15 protein-coding genes are annotated in these 18,179 nt (G+C 70.3%); all 15 read left to right on the top strand.

Features of this window, described 5'->3' with window-relative positions; all coding sequences use genetic code 11:
• Positions 1-78: 78 nt before the first annotated feature.
• The 15 genes from AC1ROY_RS08800 to AC1ROY_RS08730 all read left to right on the top strand — a co-directional run bounded on the left by AC1ROY_RS08800 (position 79) and on the right by AC1ROY_RS08730 (position 18,177).
• Positions 79-942, top strand: a complete 864-nt coding sequence (locus tag AC1ROY_RS08800) for an ABC transporter permease (protein WP_493148422.1) — start codon at positions 79-81, stop codon at positions 940-942.
• Positions 942-1,994, top strand: coding sequence for an ABC transporter ATP-binding protein (locus tag AC1ROY_RS08795; RefSeq protein ID WP_493148421.1), 1,053 nt, complete (start codon positions 942-944; stop codon positions 1,992-1,994). The genes AC1ROY_RS08800 and AC1ROY_RS08795 overlap by 1 nt, the downstream gene beginning before the upstream one ends.
• A 15-nt stretch (positions 1,995-2,009) precedes the next feature.
• Complete coding sequence (locus AC1ROY_RS08790) at positions 2,010-3,044, top strand: ABC transporter substrate-binding protein (protein ID WP_493148420.1); 1,035 nt, start codon at positions 2,010-2,012, stop codon at positions 3,042-3,044.
• A gap of 4 nt (positions 3,045-3,048) precedes the next feature.
• The gene (locus AC1ROY_RS08785) at positions 3,049-3,894 is read left to right on the top strand and encodes an ABC transporter permease (RefSeq protein WP_493148419.1); all 846 of its coding nucleotides are present in this window, start codon (positions 3,049-3,051) and stop codon (positions 3,892-3,894) included.
• The gene (locus tag AC1ROY_RS08780) at positions 3,891-5,492 is read left to right on the top strand and encodes an amidohydrolase family protein (RefSeq protein WP_493148418.1); all 1,602 of its coding nucleotides are present in this window, start codon (positions 3,891-3,893) and stop codon (positions 5,490-5,492) included. The genes AC1ROY_RS08785 and AC1ROY_RS08780 overlap by 4 nt, the downstream gene beginning before the upstream one ends.
• The gene (locus tag AC1ROY_RS08775) at positions 5,489-6,463 is read left to right on the top strand and encodes a CobW family GTP-binding protein (RefSeq protein ID WP_493148417.1); all 975 of its coding nucleotides are present in this window, start codon (positions 5,489-5,491) and stop codon (positions 6,461-6,463) included. The genes AC1ROY_RS08780 and AC1ROY_RS08775 overlap by 4 nt, the downstream gene beginning before the upstream one ends.
• A gap of 342 nt (positions 6,464-6,805) precedes the next feature.
• Positions 6,806-7,948, top strand: a complete 1,143-nt coding sequence (locus AC1ROY_RS08770; protein ID WP_493148416.1) for a mandelate racemase/muconate lactonizing enzyme family protein — start codon at positions 6,806-6,808, stop codon at positions 7,946-7,948.
• Complete coding sequence (locus AC1ROY_RS08765) at positions 7,945-8,871, top strand: NAD-dependent epimerase/dehydratase family protein (protein ID WP_493148415.1); 927 nt, start codon at positions 7,945-7,947, stop codon at positions 8,869-8,871. Before AC1ROY_RS08770 ends, AC1ROY_RS08765 begins: the two co-directional genes overlap by 4 nt.
• Complete coding sequence (locus AC1ROY_RS08760) at positions 8,868-9,332, top strand: RidA family protein (RefSeq protein WP_493148414.1); 465 nt, start codon at positions 8,868-8,870, stop codon at positions 9,330-9,332. The genes AC1ROY_RS08765 and AC1ROY_RS08760 overlap by 4 nt, the downstream gene beginning before the upstream one ends.
• Before the next feature lie 20 nt (positions 9,333-9,352).
• On the top strand, positions 9,353-10,936 hold the full coding sequence (locus AC1ROY_RS08755; protein WP_493148413.1) for an ABC transporter substrate-binding protein: 1,584 nt from the start codon (positions 9,353-9,355) through the stop codon (positions 10,934-10,936).
• Between the two features lie 7 nt (positions 10,937-10,943).
• On the top strand, positions 10,944-11,888 hold the full coding sequence (locus AC1ROY_RS08750) for an ABC transporter permease (protein ID WP_493148412.1): 945 nt from the start codon (positions 10,944-10,946) through the stop codon (positions 11,886-11,888).
• Positions 11,885-12,706, top strand: coding sequence for an ABC transporter permease (locus AC1ROY_RS08745; protein WP_493148411.1), 822 nt, complete (start codon positions 11,885-11,887; stop codon positions 12,704-12,706). Before AC1ROY_RS08750 ends, AC1ROY_RS08745 begins: the two co-directional genes overlap by 4 nt.
• Complete coding sequence (locus tag AC1ROY_RS08740) at positions 12,706-13,335, top strand: hypothetical protein (protein ID WP_493148410.1); 630 nt, start codon at positions 12,706-12,708, stop codon at positions 13,333-13,335. Before AC1ROY_RS08745 ends, AC1ROY_RS08740 begins: the two co-directional genes overlap by 1 nt.
• Complete coding sequence (locus AC1ROY_RS08735; RefSeq protein ID WP_493148409.1) at positions 13,332-14,168, top strand: alpha/beta hydrolase; 837 nt, start codon at positions 13,332-13,334, stop codon at positions 14,166-14,168. The genes AC1ROY_RS08740 and AC1ROY_RS08735 overlap by 4 nt, the downstream gene beginning before the upstream one ends.
• A gap of 775 nt (positions 14,169-14,943) precedes the next feature.
• Positions 14,944-18,177, top strand: a complete 3,234-nt coding sequence (locus tag AC1ROY_RS08730) for an alpha-1,4-glucan--maltose-1-phosphate maltosyltransferase (RefSeq protein ID WP_493148408.1) — start codon at positions 14,944-14,946, stop codon at positions 18,175-18,177.
• The last annotated feature ends 2 nt before the right edge of the window (positions 18,178-18,179 follow it).

Here is an 18,179-nt window from a genome sequence, read left to right as displayed (position 1 = left end):
ACTGTTCGCGCCGCCAAGCTCCGCGCGCCGGATCCCGCTGGCGGCGGTCCTGACCGTCCTTGCGTCGAGGAGCCTGGCATGCGTGCAGAACTGCAGGACGGACGGACGGCGGCACCTCGGAGCCGTGCCGTGGCGCTGCCCTCCTTCCTGCGCCGGCTGCCCTTCCGGCTGCTCGTCCTGGCCGCCTTCGCCGTCATGCTGGCGCCCGTCGCCACTGTCATGACCATCAGCGTCTTCCGCGACGAGATCGTGTCCTTCCCGCCCTCGGGCCTGACCCTGGACTGGTACGTCAACGCCTGGCAGCGCCGGGAATTCGCCCGCGGCTTCGTCACCAGCCTGCAGGTCGCGGCGCTGGCGACCTGCATCGGCGTGCCGCTGGGCACGGCGGCGGCCTATGCCATCGTGCGGGGGAGGCTGCCCGGCGCCTCCGCGATGAGCACGCTGCTGCTGGCGCCGCTGGCGGTGCCGGCGGTGGTCGCGGGCACGGCGCTTTACATGTTCTACCTTCGCGCCGAGTTCTGGCTGGACCGGGACATCGCCGCGACGCTGGAGAGCCTGGTGGCCGCGCATGTCCTGCTGACCATCCCCTGGACCGTGCGGCTGGTGACGGCCAGCCTGCAGGGGCTGGACCGCGCCGCCGAGGAGGCGGCCGCCAATCTCGGCGCCCGGCCCTTCACGGTGTTCCGCCGCGTGACGCTGCCGGCCATGCGCTCCGGCATCATCGCGGCCTGCCTCTTCTCCTTCATCCAGAGCTTCGAGAACCTGGAGCTGAGCCTGCTGCTGGTGGGGCCGGGGCGGACCACCCTGCCCGTCGCGATGCTGAACTACCTGGAGTTCCGCGTGGACCCGACGCTGGCCGCGGTGGCGACGGTTCAGATCCTTGGTGTCGCCGTGCTCATGCTGGTCACGGACCGCTTCGTCTCCATCGCGAGGACCGTGTGATGGGGAGCCTGGTCCTCGAGGCGCTGGCCAAGCGCTACGCCAGCTCCGTCGCGGTGGAGCGGGTGGACCTCGACGTGAAGCAGGGCGAGATGGTCGCGCTGCTCGGCCCCTCCGGCTGCGGCAAGACCACGACCCTGCGCATGGTGGCGGGCTTCGTGGCACCCAGCGCCGGCCGCGTGCTGATCGGCGGGACCGACGTGACCCAGGCGCCGCCGCATGCGCGCGACACCGGCATGGTCTTCCAGTCCTACGCGCTGTTCCCGCACATGACGGTCGCGGCCAACGTGGCCTTCGGGCTGGAGATGCGGCGCATCGGCCGGGCCGAGCGCGAGGCGCGCGTGCGCGAGGCCCTGCGCCTGGTCCGGCTGGACGGGCTGGAGGACCGGCTGCCCCGTCAGCTCTCGGGCGGCCAGCAGCAGCGCGTGGCGCTGGCGCGCGCCCTCGTCGTCAACCCCGCCGTGTTCCTGCTGGACGAGCCGCTGAGCAACCTCGACGCCAAGCTGCGCGGCGAGGTGCGCATGGAGATCCGCGCCCTGCAGCAGCGGCTCGGCCTGACCACGCTGATCGTGACGCACGACCAGGAGGAGGCCCTGACCATGGCCGACCGCCTCGTGGTGATGGAGAAGGGGCGGGTCCGGCAGGTCGGCACCGCGGAGGAGCTTTACGAGCGCCCGGCCGATCCCTTCGTCGCGGGGTTCGTGGGGCAGTGCAACCTGGTCGAGGGCGCGCTGGAGGGGGCGGGAATGTTCCGCGCGTCCACTGGCGCCTTGCTGCCTTGTGCCGGCACGGCGCCGCCGGGGCGGCACGTGCTGGCGCTGCGGCCCGAGCGCATCCAGGTCGCGCCCGCGATGGACGGTCCCGCCCGGCTGCGCGCGGCGACCTATCTCGGCCCGCTGACCGAGTACCACCTCGACCTCGACGGCACGCCGCTGCTGGCCATCCGCCCGACGCCGGCGGCCGGCGAGCCGCTGCGTCGCCTTAACGCGGGTGACGCCGTGGCGCTATCATGGGACGCTTCCGATGCCCGGCTGCTGTCCGCACAACCCGAATAGCAAGGAGCCTCAACCATGAGCATGACCCGACGCGCCGCCCTGGCCGGCGCCGCCATCGCCGCCGCCTCCGCGGGCCTTCCGAATCCCGGCCTCGCCCAGGCCCGTCAGGTGGTGGTCGGCACCTGGGGCGGCGACTACGGCGAGCTGCTGCGGCAGAACATCGACGTGCCGCTCCTGGCACCGCAGGGCATCGAGGTCCTGCAGGACATCGCGAACGCCGATCCCCGCAAGACCAAGATGCTGGCGGAGCGCACGGCACGCCGCGGCACGATGGACGTGTCCTGCCTCTCCGACACTGACATGCAGATGATGTCGCAGCAGAACGCGCTGGAGACGCTGGACACGGGCAAGCTCTCGCGCTGGGGCGCCGTCGTGCCGGCGCTGCGCAAGCCCTATGCGGTCCCGCACATCTATTCCGCGCTGGTGCTGCTGTACAATCCGAACAAGGTGACGACGCCGCCCACCGGCTTTTCCGACATGTGGGACCCGAAGTACCGCGGCCGCGTCGGCTTCTCGGACATCCTCTACTCCACCAACACCTTCGCCGCGGCGATGGCGGGCGGCGGCTCCTTCAGCGACTACGCCCCGTCCCGGGCCAAGCTGATGGAGCTGCGGTCGCTCGACGCCAAGATCTACCCCTCCAACGAGGCGCTGGCGACGGCGCTCAAGGAGGAGGAGGTCTGGCTGACGCCGATGTGGCTGGCACGCGGCTACATGTGGCAGAAGGCCGGCATCCCGCTGCGCCACGTCGTCCCGCGCGAGGCCGCCTATGCCATCCTCTTCGAGGCGGCGATGACGCGCAACAGCCGCAACAAGGACAATGCCTACGCCTATCTCGACGCGATGCTGCGGGCCGAGGCGCAGGTCGCCTTCGCCGATCGCATGGGCTACCTGCCGACGGTGACGGATGCGCACCTGCCGCCCCCGGTCGCCGCGGCGATCAGCCTGAGCGAGGCAGACCAGGCGCGGCTGCGCTCGCCGGACTACGACTACCTCATCCGCAGCCATGCCGAGATCCTCGACTTCTGGAACAGGCAGTTCAAGGGCTGAGGCCTTGGCCGCGCTCGTCCTTCCTGCGGGGCTGCTGGTCGCGCTGCTGCTCGTCGCGCCGATGGTGCTGCTGTTCCGCATCTCGCTGAACGAGTACAGCCCGACCGAGATGATGCGGGAGGCGCTGACCGCGGCGAACTACCTGCGCGCGGTGGGCGATCCCTACTACCGCTCGGTGCTGCTCACCACGCTGACCGTCGCGCTGGGCAGCACGCTGCTGACGCTGGGGCTCGGCTTCCCCACCGCCTACTGGCTCGCGCGCATGGAGAGCCGGTGGAAGAGCTTCGCCACCATCGTGGTGATGTTCCCGCTGCTCGTCGGCAATGTGGTTCGGGCGGCCGGCTGGCTGGCGCTGCTGGGCAATGGCGGCGCGATCAACGCCAGCCTTCTCGGACTGGGGCTGATCTCGGCGCCGCTGCCGCTCATCTACAATCCCGGCGCCGTCGTCGTGGGCATCGTGGCTGTCGTGCTGCCCTACATGGTCCTCACGCTTTCGGCGGTCATCGAGAGCATCCCGCGCAACGTCGAGGAGGCCGCCTCCAACCTGGGCGCGCCCTCCTGGACGGTGTTTCGCCGCGTCGTGCTGCCGCTTGCGCTGCCGGGCGTGGCGGCTGGGTCGGTGCTGGTCTTCGTGCTCTGCATGAACACCTATGCGTCCGCCGTGCTGCTCGGCGGGCCGCGCTTCAAAATGATGGCGCCGGCCGTCTACGACCAGTTCGTGCGCGGCAGCAACTGGCCCTTCGGCGCGGCGCTGGCCTTCATCCTGCTGACCATCACCCTGGTGCTGACCGTGCTCGGCAGCGCCGCTCTCGGCCGGCGCTACCGCCGGCCGAAGGAGGAACTGTCATGACGTCCGACGACATCGCGAGCGCGCCCGGGATCGGCCAGGAGATCACGGCGAAGAACACGAAGCTCGGCATGCCCCCCGTCCCGCCCGCCACCGGGCGGGATCGGGGCACCGGCCCCTATCGCCGCCTCGTGCTGCGCGGCGCCCAGGTCATCGACGGGACCGGCGCGCCGCCCTGGGGGCCGGCCGACATCGTGATCGAGGGCGACCGGATCGCTTCCATCACGCCGGTCGGCACGCCGCACCGGCCGATCAACCCGTCCCGCCGCCCGCCCGCCGGCGACCACGAGATCGACTGCCACGGCAAGTTCGTGACGCCCGGGCTGATCGACTGCCACACCCATATCGGCGTGGCCTATCACGCGCTGCACGGCGCGGTCGCGCCTGCGGACTATGTCTACAAGCTGTGGCTCGCCCATGGCGTGACGACGGTGCGCGAGATGGGCTGCTTCAACGGCCTCGACTGGGTGGCCGAGCAGCGCGAGGCCTCCGCGGCCAACCGCATCGCGGCGCCGCGCATCGTCGCGCACCCCTACTTCCCCGCCGTGAACGACATGCTGAAGACCATCCACACGCCGGACGAGGCCCGGCAGTGGCTGCGCAAGGTCAAGGAGAAAGGCGCGGACGGGGTGAAGTTCTTCGGCGCGCCGCCGGCCATCATGCGTGCGGCGCTGGAGGAGTGCGGCAAGCTCGGCCTGCGCAGCGGCTGCCACCACGCGCAGCAGGCGGTGACGCGCATGAACGCGCTCACCACCGCGCGCTGGGGCCTGACCAGCGCCGAGCACTATTACGGCCTGCCGGAAGCGCTCTATGCCGACCGCGTCGTGCAGGACTATCCGCCGGACTACAGCTACAGCGACGAGTACTTCCGGTTCTCCGCCGCGGGACAGACCTTCCTGCAGGCCGCGGAACCCGGCAGCGCGAAGTGGAACGAGGTCCTGGAGCACTTCCTCGAGCTCGACTTCACCTTCGTCCCCACCTTCACGATCTACGACGCCAACCGCGACCTCATGCGCTTCCGCCGCGCCGACTGGCATGACGAGCACACCTGGCCCAGCATGTGGCGCTACTTCCAGCCCTCGCGCGGCGGTCACGGCGCCTATTGGTACCGCTGGTCCATCGGCAACGAGGTGGAGTGGAAGGCGCATTACCGCCTCTGGATGCAGTTCCTGAACGCCTACAAGAACCGCGGCGGGCGGGTCTGCACGGGCAGCGATTCCGGCTTCATCTTCCAGATCTTCGGCTTCGGCTACATCCGCGAGCTGGAGCTGCTGCAGGAGGCCGGCTTCAACCCGCTGGAGGTGCTGCGCTCCGCCACCATCCAGGGCGCGGAGCTGCTGGGCATCGACGGCGAGACCGGCAGCATCGAGGTCGGCAAGCTCGCCGACCTGCTGGTGCTGGACGAGAATCCGCTGGCCGACTTCAAGTTGCTCTACGGCACGGGCGCGCTGCGCCTGAACGAGGAGACCAACAAGGGCGAGTGGCGTCGCGCGCTGCGGCACACCATCCGCGCCGGCCTGGTCTTCGATGCCGCGGAGCTGCTGGCGGATGTCCGCGCCATGGTGGCGGAGCAGAAGGCCATCGAAGCCGCCGCGACATGACCGCGTTCGTCCTGCTGGCGGGGTTCCTCGGGAGCGGCAAGACATCCCTGCTGGTGGACTGGCTGAGCCTGCCCGAGGCGGCGGATACCGCTGTCATCGTCAACGAGGCCGGTGAGATCGGCGTGGACGGCGCGATCCTGGCCGAGGGCGGCACGGTGCCGATGACCATGCTGGCGAATGGCTGCGTGTGCTGCTCGCTGACCAGCGACCTCGTCGTCACGATCCGGGCGCTGTTCGACGCGCGGGAAAAATCCGGCCTGCCGCCTTTCCGGCGGATCGTGCTGGAGGGCTCCGGCCTGTCGCGGCCGGGGCCCATCCTGCGCTCCCTCGCGCCGCTGGCGCCGCTCGGTCTGGCGGTGCAGGTCGTCTCGACCTGCGACGCGACGCGCGCGGTCCAGCAGGCCACGGAGTTCGACGAGGTGGCCGCCCAGCTCGCGGCCGCCGGCACCATCGTGGTCACGAAGACCGACCTGGGCGATCCCGCGGAGGCCCTCGACCTGGCCCGTTCGATGAACCCGCTCGCCCGTCACGTGGTCGAGCCGGATCGCCTGGCGCGGGCGCGGGCGGCCTTCGCGCCGCCGCCGCAGGTTGCGGACATTCCGCAGGACGCCGCCGCGATGGGAGCGCCGCATCCCCGCATCTCCGTCCTGCGGCTCACCTTCACGGATGAGGCGTGCTGGGACGACCGCCTGGATGCGATGGAGGACCTGGCGGCCTTCTGCGGAGAACGCCTCCTGCGCGTGAAAGGCTTCCTCCGGCGGCCCGGGAGCGAGGTGCCGCTGCTCGTGCAGGCGGTCGGGACGCTGTTCGCCCCGCCGGCGCCGATCCCCGCCGCCCGGGATGCCGTGGAGGGCCTGGTGGTGATCGCCAGGGATCTCGGCCTGGCGGAGCTGCAGGCGGGCCTTTCGTCCGCGCCGGTCCGCATCACGGGTTTTCAGGGCAGCGCCGCGCTCTCCTGCACCCCTGCCTGATGCCGCCTGGACCGGAACCGCTCTGGATCTTCTGAAGCTTGGCGAAGGCATGGGGCCGGCTCGGCAATCCGAGATTCTGTCTCGGTCACCGCAGCGTCGCTTCGCCCCAACCCGTGCCCTCGTCGCGACCGCGCGCCGTGATCCCGGCGGGCTGTCCTTCGCGGGGCCGGGCGCCGGCAGCACCGCGCATCCGGCCCCTGAAGGCAGCGGCTCGCCCCCCATTAATCGGCAACTTCCGCAGAGCTTCGAGACAGGCTTCGCGCCGGGGCACCCCCGCGCAGGCTTGCCGCACCGAAAGGCCGGTTCCATGCTCCCTTCAATGGACCGAACGAGCCCCGGCGCATGAGCCGCATCCGCGATATCCGCATCCTCCCCTTGCAGTACGCGATGCCGCCGGAGGAGGCCTACGGCATGGCGCGCGGGCTGACCCACATGCGCGGCGCCGGCCTCGTGCTGCTGGACACCGAGGACGGCGTCGAGGGCATCGGCGAGGCCTGGGGGCCGGCCTCGGTCAACGCCGCCTATCTGGAGATCGTGAAGCCGTACTTCCTCGGCCGCTCCGTCTTCGCCCAGCGCGGCATCGCGCAGACGATCCTCGCCAAGCACTATCATCTCGGCACGCAGAACGGGCTGGTGGCGATGCTCTCCGGCATCGACATCGCCGCGCATGATGCGATGGGCAAGCTGCTGAACCTGCCGGTCTGCGACCTGATCGGCGGGCGGCAGCGCGACCGCGTGCCGGTCTATGCCTCGGGCGGCTACCTCACGCGCGCCGAGGACCATCTGGCCGCGCTCGCCGCGCAGCTGGAGCCGCTCGCCGGGCGCGGCTTCGGCGCCTACAAGATCAAGATCGGCCGCCACCCGCGCGAGGATGCCAAGCGCGCCGCGCTGGCGCGCCGCATCATCGGCGACGCGCCGCTGCTCACCGTGGACGTCAACGGCAACTACACGCTCGACATCGTGCTGGAATCCATGCGGCGCATGGCGGAGTCCGACATTCATTGGGTGGAGGAGCCGCTCGCGCCGCAGGACTGGGCCGGCTACCGCGAGCTTGCCGCGCGCACGACGATCCCCGTCGCGACGGGCGAGGCGCTTTACACGCTGTTCGACTTCCGGCGGGTGATCGACGGAAGGCTCGCCGCCATCCTGCAGCCGGATCTCACGCTGTGCGGCGGGCTCGACACGGCGCGCACCATCGGCGCGCTCTGCGGCGCCGAGCATCTGCGCGTCTCGCCGCATGTCTGGGGCACGGGGATCGGGCTGGCGGCGGCCGTGCACTGGGTCGCCGCGCTGCCCTCCTATCCGCATGCGGAGAACGTGCCGTATCCGGCGCTCATCGAATACGACGTCGGCCGCAATCCCCTGCAGAACGGGCTGTTCGAGACGCCGATCCGCTTCGCCGACGGTTTCCTCGACGTGCCCACCGGCCCCGGCCTCGGCATCACGCTCGATCGCGACGCGCTCCGCCGCTTCACCCCGGCATGACGCAGGTCGGGCGCCGCGTGCTGGTCGTGGGCGGCGCCGGCTTCGTCGGCGCCGCCGCCGTGCGGGAGTTGCTGGCCGCAGGATGGCGCGTGGCGGTGATGGACCCTGCCCCGCGTGCGGTGCCCGAGGGCGCCGAGGCGCTCGCCGGCTCCATCGAGGATACGGCTGCGATCCGCGCCGCGCTCGAAGCCGCGAGGCCCGACGCGGTCGCCTGCTTCGCGGCCTATGGCGGCAGCGGCGGCGGCCTGTCGCGCGCGGCCGAGGCGGAGGCCGACCGCGCCTTCGCCGTGAACGTGCTGGGCTTCCGCCGCCTGCTCGCGGAGGTCGCGGCGGCGGGGATCAGGCGCGTGGTCTGGACCAGCTCCACGGTCGTGCTCGGCGCCGCCGCGTCGGAGGATCGCGTGGATGAGGATGCGCCGCGCCTGCCGCTCGGCACCTACGCGCTGACCAAGGTGCTCGCCGAGGACATCGCCGGCTTCATGCGCCGCGTGCACGGGCTGGAGATCACCGGGCTGCGCATTCCGCTGATGCTCGGTCCGGGTCTCTGGTACGACGGCGCGGCAAGCTGGGTGAAGCGCCTGGTGGACCAGGCGCCGGAGGTCACGGCACCCGGGATTCCCTTCGACGCGATGCATGCCGCCGATCTCGGGCGGCTGGTGGCGCAACTCCTTGCGGGCCCGGCGCCGCGCGAGCCGGTCTATCACGTCGCGGGCTTCACCACGGATGCGGCGTCCCTCGTGCGCGACATGGCCCGGATCGTCCCCGGCTACGCGCCGCGGCTCCGGATCGAGGCGCCGCCCGTGGTCTTCCCCCTGGTCGACGAGGCGCGGCTGGCGCGCGACACCGGCTTCGCGATCCGCCATGATGCCGAGGGGGTGCTGCGCGACATGCTGGCGAACCGGAACAGGAGCAAGGCGGCATGAGGATCGAGGCGCGGCTGCAATCGCTGGGGCTCACGCTGCCGCCGCCGCGCGCGCCGGCCTATGCCTATCAGGCCGTGGTGGTCGAGGGCGGGCTCGCCTGGGTCTCCGGCCAGTTGCCCTGGGCGGGCGAAGCCTTGCGCGCGACGGGGAAGCTCGGCGCGGGGATCGACCTCGCCACGGGCCAGGACTGCGCGCGGGCCTGCGTGCTGTCCGGGCTCGCGGTGCTGGCGGAGTCGCTGGGCGACCTCGATCGTGTCGGCCGCATCGTGAAGGTGACGGGCTTCGTCGCCTCGGCACCCGGCTTCAACGACCAGCCCAAGGTGCTGGACGCGGCCTCCACGCTCTTCGCGGATATCTTCGGCGAGGCCGGACGGCATGCACGCTCGGCAGTGGGCGTGGCGGAGCTGCCGCGCGACGTGCCGGTGGAGATCGAATTCGTGGCGGCGATCAGCGCCGCCTGACGCAGCGGGGGGACGAGGACATGAACCACTGGGTACCCGGACGGCGCGAGGCCCTGCTGGCGGGGCTGGCCACCCTGTCGATCCCGCTCGTCGCGCAGGCCGATGACAGCCTGATCTACGGCCCGACCGACCCGCAGGCGCGGCGCGGCGGGCGCGTGACGGTGGGCTCGCTGGTGGAGCCGCCGGCGCTGGATCCCTTCCGCCAGGCGGCGGATGCCCGCATCCGCGTCTCGGTGCTGATGTATCAGGGGCTGTTCTACGAGGACGAATCCGGCACCGCCCGCCCGCTGCTCGCGACCTCCACCGAGGTCTCGCCCGACGGCAGGAGCTGGACCTTCCGGCTGCGCCGCGGGGTGAAGTTCCACACGGGCCAGGCCATGAGCTCGGCCGACGTGAAGTACAGCTATGACTTCATGCGCGACTCCCGGAACGGCTCGCCCGGCGCGGGCGACCTCTCCTCGGTGGAGGCCATCGAGGCGCCGGCGGAGGATGTCGTGATCTTCCGCCTCGTCAGGCCCAACGCGGCGCTGCCGATGACGCTGACCAACAAGTACGGCGCCGTGGTGCCGAAGGATTTCTTCGCGGATGCCAATTCGGGCACGCGCATGAACGAGATCTCCGTCGGCACGGGGCCGTTCAAGCTGAAGCAGTTCCGCCCCAACTCCGTGCTGGTGATGGAGCGCTTCGCCGACTACTGGCAGGCCGGCCTGCCCTATCTGGACGAGGTGACCTTCGCTGTCATGCCGAACAGCGCGGCCATGGCGGTGGCGCTGCAGAGCCGGCGCGCCGACCTCGCCATGTTCTCCCGCCCGCAGGACACGCAGGTGCTGTCCCGCCTGCCCGGAGTCGAGGTGAAGCGCTGGCCCTCGTTGAACCAGAAGACCGTCGATCTCGACTGCGAATACGGCCCGCTGAAGGATGTGCGGGTGCGGCAGGCGATCGCCCTCGCCCTCGACAAGAAGGCGGTGATGGACGCCTCCATCGCCGGCTACGGCACGGTCATCGGCACGATGGTCGCGGGCATGCAGGAGGCTTGGGGCGTGCCCATCGCCGAGCTGCCCAACCAGGCCGTCGACCTCGATCGCGCGAAGGCGCTGCTGGCCGCGGCGGGGCATGCGAATGGCGTCGACATCGATCTGACCACCATCATCGGCTACGACTGGATGGATCCGGCGGCCCTGACGATCGCCGAGCAGCTCCGGCGCGTCGGCATCCGCGTGAGCATCAAGCGCATCGAGCTCGGCCTGTGGATCCGCAATTTCCGCTCGCGCGAGATGGGCTTCACCTTCAACGACTGGGGCACCACGCCGGACCCGAGCCTGCTCTTCTACCGCCACTTCCGCGCGCTGCCCGAAGGAGCGGATTTCCGCCGCTGGAACAACGCCCGCGCGTCCGAGCTGCTCGACCGCGGGCAGGAGCTCAGCGACCCCGCCCAGCGCAAGGCCGTCTACGCCGAGTTCCAGAAGCTCCTGGCGGAGGAGGCGCCGACCATCATGATGTTCTCCTCCGACATCCTCACGGTGAACAGCACGCGGCTGCGCAACTACGCGCAGCACGGCACGGGCTGGTATTTCGGCCTGGCCAAGGCCTGGATCGCGGCCTGATGCACCTGTGCTGAGGCTGCTCGGACGACGTCTCGCGGCCTCGGCCGTGGCCGCGCTGCTCTCGGCGCTGGCTGTCTTCCTGCTGGTGCGCGCGGTGCCCGGCGACATCGTGGGCCAGATGCTGGGGCAGTCGGGCAACGACCGCACGGCCGAAGAGGCGCTGCGGACCTTCTTCGGCCTGGACCAGCCGGTCTGGCGGCAGTTCCTCGCCTGGCTCGGCCGCACGCTGACGGGCGATCTCGGCACCTCCTGGTACCAGGGCCGGCCTGTGACGGCGATGATCGGCGAGGCCTTCAGCGTGACGCTGGAGCTGGCCACCCTGACCCTGCTGGTCTCGACCCTGGTCGGCGTGCCGCTGGGCATGTGGGCGGGCATCCAAGCGGGCGGGAGGATCGACGCTGCCGTGCAGAGCTTCGCCATGCTCGGCCTTTCCGCGCCGGTCTTCTGGGTCGGGCTGATGCTGCTGGTGGGCGGCTCCACGCTGCTCGACTGGTCGCCGCCCTTCGCCTATTCGGGCCCGACCGAGGATATGGCGGAAAACATCTCCATCATGATCCTGCCGGTGCTGAGCCTCGGCTTCCTGCAGGCGGCGGCCTATGCGCAGTTCGTGCGGGGGTTGATGATCACCGAGCTCCGGCGCGACCACATCCGCACCGCCCGCTCCAAGGGGCTGCGGCCGGGCACGGTGTATTTCGTGCATGCGCTGCGCAACGTGCTGATCCCGCTCTCCACCTTCATCGGCCTGATCCTGGTGCAGATCCTGGGCGGGGTGGTGGTGATCGAATCGCTCTTCTCGCTGCCCGGGCTCGGCCGGTTGATTCTTTCCGCCATTCAGGGGCGCGACTATCCGGTGGTGCAGGGCGCGCTGCTCTTCGTCGTGCTGATCGCGATCGCGGTGAACCTCGTCGTCGACCTGCTCTACGGCCTCTTCGACCCGCGGCTGCGCACATGATCGTGCCGGGACTGGGGCGCCTCACGCCGGGGCTCGCGCTCGGGCTCGCCGTGCTCGGCCTGCTCGCGGTGATGATCGCCGTGCCGGGCTGGGTCGCGCCGCTCTCGCCGGTCGCGATCGATCCGGCGCTGTCGCTGCAGCCGCCCTCGGCCGAGCACTGGTTCGGCACGGACGATGTCGGCCGCGACGTCTTCGCGCGCGTCGTCCATGGGGCGCGCGTCACGCTCGGGCTGGTGGCGGGATCGCTGCTGGCCGCGGCCCTGCTGGGCGGGGCGCTCGGCCTCGTCGCCGGCTATGCGGGCGGGGCGGTGGACCTGGTGGGCGGGCGGCTCATCGACATGGTGCAGACCTTCCCGCCGATCATCGCCGGCGTGGTCATCACCGGCATTCTTGGCCCGGGCGCGGGAAACCTCGTGCTGGCGCTGGCCGTGGTCTACCTGCCCACCTTCTTCCGCATCGCGCGCTCGGGCGCGGTGGCGGAGGCGGCGCGGCCCTATGTCGAGGCGGGGCGCGCGGCGGGATCGTCCGAATTCGCCATCCTGCGCCGGCACATCCTGCCCAACGTGCTGCCGCTGGTGGTGCTGCAATACGTGATCCTCTTCCCGCTCGCGCTGCAGATCCAGGCGGCGCTGGGCTTCCTGGGCCTGGGCGTCGCCCCGCCCACGCCGGACTGGGGCGCGATCCTGGAGCAAGGGAAGAATTTCATTCTCGTGGCGTGGTGGCTGTCGCTGTGGCCCGGTCTTTTCCTGCTGCTCTCGGCCGTCGCCGTCACGCTGCTGGGCCGGGCGCTGCGGGCACGATTCGGAGACGAATCCTGATGACGATCCGGCTGGCGGCAACCGAGGATGTGCTGGAGCCAGGCCGGGTGCTGCACCTGATGCCGGCCGCGCGCGCGATCTATGTGCGGCGCGGCGTGGTCGAGGTCGAGGGCCTCGGCACAATCGGCGAGGACGACTGCCGGCTGGTGGTGGGCACGGCGACCTTGCGCGGCGAAGGCGAGGTCTGGTGCTTCGAGGCGGCCGTCACCTGGGACGAGGCCGACCGCGACCGGATCGTGCTGGCCGCCCTGCTGCCGCGCGATCCCGAGGCACCGCTGGTGCTGCGGGCCGACCGGGTGGATTTCCCGGCGGGCGGGGTGACGCCGAAGCACGGCCATGCCGGACCGGGCATCCGGCGGCTGCTGCACGGCCGCCTCTCGGCCGAGATCGGCGACCAGGTTTTTCGGGTCGATCCCGGCCGCGCCTGGTTCGAGGCGGGCCCCGACCCGGTGGTGGGCCGCAACCTCGCACCGTCCAGCGGTTTCGTGCGCGGCATGGCGCTGGACGTGGCGCTGCACGGCCAGCCCACCTACCGCGCCTGGGACGAGGTGGAGGCCGCCAGGCCGCGCGGCGTGGCGCCGCGCCTGTTCTTCGACGAGATCGTGACGCTGCCGAAGGTGACCGCATGAACAATCCCTGGGACGGGCTGACCCCGGAAGAGCACGAATGGCACTACAACCCGCAGCACGCTGTGCCGGAGTTTCGGGCGAGCCAGCTCCGCCGCGATCCGCTCAACGCGGCGGCGGCCTCGCTCCGCGTGGTGCGCGACATCGCCTACGGCCCCGATCCGCTCGACACGCTCGACCTCTATCCCGCGGGTCCGGGCTCGCCCGTGCATGTGTTCTTCCACGGCGGCTACTGGCGCGCGCAGGACAAGGCGAACTTCGCCTTCATCGCGCAGGCGCTGGTCCGGCGCGGCGTGACGGCGGTGATCGCGAACTACCCGCTCTGCCCGCGCGCGACGCTGGACGAGGTCGTCGCCTCCGCCCACGCCTGCGTCGGCTGGGTGATGCGCCACGCGGCGGAGCATGGCGGCGACCCGCGGCGGATCAGCCTGTCCGGCCACTCCGCGGGCGCGCATCTCGTCGCCGCCATCCTGGCCGCGGATTGGGAGGGGCAGCCTGGGACCATCACGGGCGCGCTCATGACCAGCGGCATCTACGATCCCGCGCCCGCCATGCTGACCAGCGTGAACGTCGACCTCCGCCTGACCCCGGAACTGGCCCGGCGGCACGACTATGAGCGCATTCCGCCGCGTGTCCGCTGCCCGGTCTGGGTCATGGCCGGGGGGCTGGAGCCGTGGCTCTGGGTCGAGCAGTCGCTGCGCTACGCGCAGCACCTGCGCCGGCACGGGATCGATTCCGGGCTGCTGGTGGCGCCGGGCTTCCACCACTTCGACATCATCGACCAGTATGCGGACAAGGACAGCCTGCTGATGGATTGCCTATCGCGCCTTGCGTGACACGTTGGGGAATTTCCGGAGGAAAATGAAAAAGCCCGCCAGAGGCGGTTATCTCATTGAGATATTTTTGGAAGATTGGATGCAGGGCGGATCAGCAAGGATAGCCGAACTTTCGAGGCACAGTCTCTCAATTTGAGATGGTCGTGAGATCTCATATCCATCTCAGCACCTCATAGGGGAAGCGGCCTGACCACCGTTCACCGAGGTCAGTTGAGGACCCTGCAGCCCGTTGCCAGCTCCTTCTGTCGGTCGCCCAAGGAATCCTCAAACCAGCCAACCTCTCCGGAAGCCATGGAAAGAACGTTTGAATGCAATCGCACATTGAGCCTTGCCTGCGCGACTGATGGACAGCTCGGCGGTGGCACTCGAAGACATCGAGCTTGGAGCCGATCCTCACGACTTTCTCTGAATATTTTTCGGAATCATGCCAAGCAGAAATCGATCAATTGGTGCCCTGTAACGGCTTCTGCATTCACCTCCGTATCGATAAATACTGTCCAATAACCTTCGAATCCTCATCATCATCGGATAATGATTGCCGATGCACTGAGATCAGAGGGCCCATGCTCTGCCTCGTCACGTGCCGGCATTGGCATCGGACAGATGTCGGCGTCAGTCGGTACGAGTTGTAGCCGCCGTCAAAGACCGACCTCGACCTGTCGCCGGATCCGATGAGGCCAGGGCGCGGCTCCGGGGGCCGGCAACCATGACGCCTTGCGGCGGTTAGCCCTCCACACGGACCGATGATCGGTCCTGACGGAAGGATGAACGACGATTGGCTGGCGCCGTCCCACCGCAATCCCTCTATTATTTTCATCATCTTCTAGCCGGCCCGGTCGATCGCTGGCCGGAGGAGTTCGCGCGGATATCATCGCTCGGCTTCGACGGCGTGGTCCTGGCGCCGATCTTCGCTTCGGGCCGGGACAACTCGGTCTTCCTGGTCGCGGACCATCGGCATCTCCACAGCGCCCTGGGGGGCGGAGACGCGCTGACGGCCCTTCGCCGCATCGCCAAGGAAGCCCGCGCGGCCGGCCTCTCGCTTCTGCTGGACCTCACCACCGATCGTGTCGACACGGGCGCCGTCATCCTGCGTGACCATCCCGCATGGCGGCTCAATGACCCTCGCGCCGATCTGCCGCCCGATCCCCGCCGCGCGGTGGCGCAAGGGGCCCTGTTGCCGGCCCCTGCCCCCGACGAGCTGCGGCTCTGGTGGCTGGAACGGCTGACCGAGTGGATGCAGGCCGGCGTCGGCGGTTTCCGCTGCCTCGATGCTTCGGCCGGCGGCGCCTTCTGGGGCGAGCTGATCCGTGGCTTGCGCCGGTCTTGCCCCGACGCCGTCTTCATTGCCTGGACCCAGGGCCGCAGCCCCAACGAGGTGTCGGGTCTCGAGGGCTGCGGCTTCGACCTCGCCGCCTCCTCGCTGCCCTGGTGGGACTATGAAGCGCCCTGGTGGGGCGAGGAGGCGGCGCGCCTCTCGCGCGTGGCGCCCCTCCTGGCCATGCCCGAGGCGCCCTTCGCGCGGCGCCTGGCCGCCGGCTTCTCCAGCCGCATCCTGGCCGGGCGCGCGGCGGAACGGGCTCTCCGCTTCTCCGCCCTCACCGGCGCCGCCTGGCTGCTGCCCATGGGCTTCGAGTTCGGCGACCTGCAGCGCATGGGCCATGGCGCCGGCCAGGCCGAGGCGTTTGCCGAGCTGCGCGGCAACCCCCGCCTGGATCTCCAGGACGCCGTCCGGGACGCGAATGCGGAGCGGAAGCGGCACGTCGCCGCGCCCGAGCCGCCGCTGCTGCTGTCCGGGCCGAGGGCGCCCGTGGCCGTGATCCTGCAGGCCGCGGAAGGGCGGCTGGTCCTGGCCAACCCCTCGCTCGCGCGCCCGGCGGTCGTCTCTGCGGCGCAGGTGGTGGGACTGCTGCCCAGGCCCGGCGCCCTGCCCGCCAATGCCACGGACTTGGCCGGCCGGATCACCCTGGCGCCGGGCGAGGTTCTCGGCCTCGCGATCCAGGACACCAAGCCGGTCGTCCTGAAGCCCGAACCCGGTGCGCGCGGCGCCAAGGCCTTCGCGGAATCGCCGCGCATCGCCGTCGAGGCCATTCGCCCCATCGTGGATGCCGGCCGCTTCCCGTTGAAGCGCGCCGTCGGCCAGCCCGTGACCGTCACCGCCGACGTCTTCACCGACGGCGCGACCAAGCTGGCCGTGCGCCTGCTCTGGCGGCCCTCCGACGAGAAGGCCTGGCGCGAGGTGCCGATGCGGCACACGCTCAACGACATCCACACGGCGACCTTCGTGCCGGACCGCGTGGGCCGCCACCTCTACACCGTCTGCGCCTGGGTGGATTTTTACGCCGCCTTCCTGGACGAGATCACCAAGAAGCAGGCCGCCGGCGTCGACATCACGCTGGAGCGGCGCGAGGGCATGGCGCTGCTGGAAGCCGCGAAGGCGAACCTGGCACGCGGCGAGGCCGCCGAGTTCGCGTCGCTCCTCAAGGCGCTGCCCCGCGCCGATGCCGCCGGTGCGGTGGAGCTCTTCGCCATGCCCCGTGTCGTCTCGCTGATGACGAAGGCGGATCGGCGCCCCTTCCAGGTGATCCAGGAGCCGCTGCTGCAACTGGATGTCGAGCGCCGCGCCGCCGGCTTCGCCGCCTGGTACGAGATCTTCCCGCGCTCGCAGAGCGGCGACGCGAAGCGCCACGGCACGCTGGACGACGTCATCGCGCAGCTGCCGCGCGTGCGCGAGATGGGCTTCGACGTGCTGTACTTCCCGCCGATCCATCCGATCGGGAGGAAGAACCGCAAGGGCCGCAACAACAGCCTGACGGCCGGCCCCGACGATCCGGGCAGCCCCTATGCCATCGGCTCCGAAGCCGGCGGGCATGACGCGCTGCATCCCGAGCTCGGCACGCTCGACGATTTTCGCCGGCTTGTCGTCGCAGCCTCGAAGGAGGGGCTGGAGCTGGCGCTCGACTTCGCGATCCAGTGCTCGCCGGATCATCCCTGGCTCAAGCAGCATCCCGACTGGTTCGCCTGGCGGCCCGACGGCTCCATCCGCTACGCGGAAAACCCGCCGAAGAAGTACGAGGACATCGTCAACGTCGACTTCTACGCGAAGGGCGCCGTGCCCGACCTGTGGCTGGCGCTGCGCGACGTCGTGCTCTTCTGGGCGAAGGAGGGCGTGAAGCTCTTCCGCGTCGACAATCCGCACACCAAGCCGCTGCCCTTCTGGGAGTGGATGATCGCCGAGGTCCGCGCCCGCGACCCCGACTGCGTCTTCCTCTCCGAGGCCTTCACCCGCCCCAAGGTGATGTACCGGCTGGCCAAGGTCGGCTTCTCGCAGTCCTACACCTACTTCACCTGGCGCAACGAGGCCTGGGAACTGGGCCAGTACATGACGGAGCTGAACCAAGCCCCTGTCTCGGAGTTCTTCCGGCCGCATTTCTTCGTCAACACGCCGGACATCAACCCGATTTTTCTTCAGCAGTCGGGCCGGCCAGGGCACCTGATCCGCGCCGCGCTGGCGGCGACGCTCTCGGGCCTCTGGGGCGTCTACAACGGCTTCGAGCTCTGCGAGGCGCGGCCCGAGAAGCCCGGCAAGGAAGAGTATCTCGACAGCGAGAAATACGAGATCCGCGTCTGGGATCACGACCGCCCCGGGAACATCAAGGCCGAGATCACCCTGCTCAACGCGCTGCGGCGACAGAACCCGGCGCTGCACACGCATCTCGGCACGACCATCCTCGCCTCGGGGCATGAGGGCATCCTGCTCTTCGTGAAGGCGACGCCGGATCTCGCGAATGTCGTGCTCGTCGCGGTGTCGATGAATCCACGCGAGCCGCTGGAGACGCATATCGCGCTGCCGCAGGACGCCATGGGCCTCCCCTACGGCGCGGCGCTGCTCGCCGAAAACCTCCTGCAGGGCGGCGAGGAACGATGGGACGGCTCCCACCGATACCTCCGCCTCGATCCCCAGGCCCTGCCCTTCGCCATCTGGCGCCTTCGCGCCGCCGACAAGGTCTGATC

Source organism: Roseococcus sp. GW821-FHT12F05, from assembly GCF_058806835.1.
Note: the sequence above shows the minus strand (reverse complement) of the source record. Positions and strands in the feature narration are given on the sequence as shown.

Coding starts and splice junctions, on each gene's coding strand:
- AC1ROY_RS08800 (WP_493148422.1), top strand. CDS start 79: ATGCGTGCAGAACTGCAGGACGGACGGACGGCGGCACCTCGGAGCCGT.
- AC1ROY_RS08795 (WP_493148421.1), top strand. CDS start 942: ATGGGGAGCCTGGTCCTCGAGGCGCTGGCCAAGCGCTACGCCAGCTCC.
- AC1ROY_RS08790 (WP_493148420.1), top strand. CDS start 2,010: ATGAGCATGACCCGACGCGCCGCCCTGGCCGGCGCCGCCATCGCCGCC.
- AC1ROY_RS08780 (WP_493148418.1), top strand. CDS start 3,891: ATGACGTCCGACGACATCGCGAGCGCGCCCGGGATCGGCCAGGAGATC.
- AC1ROY_RS08775 (WP_493148417.1), top strand. CDS start 5,489: ATGACCGCGTTCGTCCTGCTGGCGGGGTTCCTCGGGAGCGGCAAGACA.
- AC1ROY_RS08770 (WP_493148416.1), top strand. CDS start 6,806: ATGAGCCGCATCCGCGATATCCGCATCCTCCCCTTGCAGTACGCGATG.
- AC1ROY_RS08765 (WP_493148415.1), top strand. CDS start 7,945: ATGACGCAGGTCGGGCGCCGCGTGCTGGTCGTGGGCGGCGCCGGCTTC.
- AC1ROY_RS08760 (WP_493148414.1), top strand. CDS start 8,868: ATGAGGATCGAGGCGCGGCTGCAATCGCTGGGGCTCACGCTGCCGCCG.
- AC1ROY_RS08755 (WP_493148413.1), top strand. CDS start 9,353: ATGAACCACTGGGTACCCGGACGGCGCGAGGCCCTGCTGGCGGGGCTG.
- AC1ROY_RS08745 (WP_493148411.1), top strand. CDS start 11,885: ATGATCGTGCCGGGACTGGGGCGCCTCACGCCGGGGCTCGCGCTCGGG.
- AC1ROY_RS08740 (WP_493148410.1), top strand. CDS start 12,706: ATGACGATCCGGCTGGCGGCAACCGAGGATGTGCTGGAGCCAGGCCGG.
- AC1ROY_RS08735 (WP_493148409.1), top strand. CDS start 13,332: ATGAACAATCCCTGGGACGGGCTGACCCCGGAAGAGCACGAATGGCAC.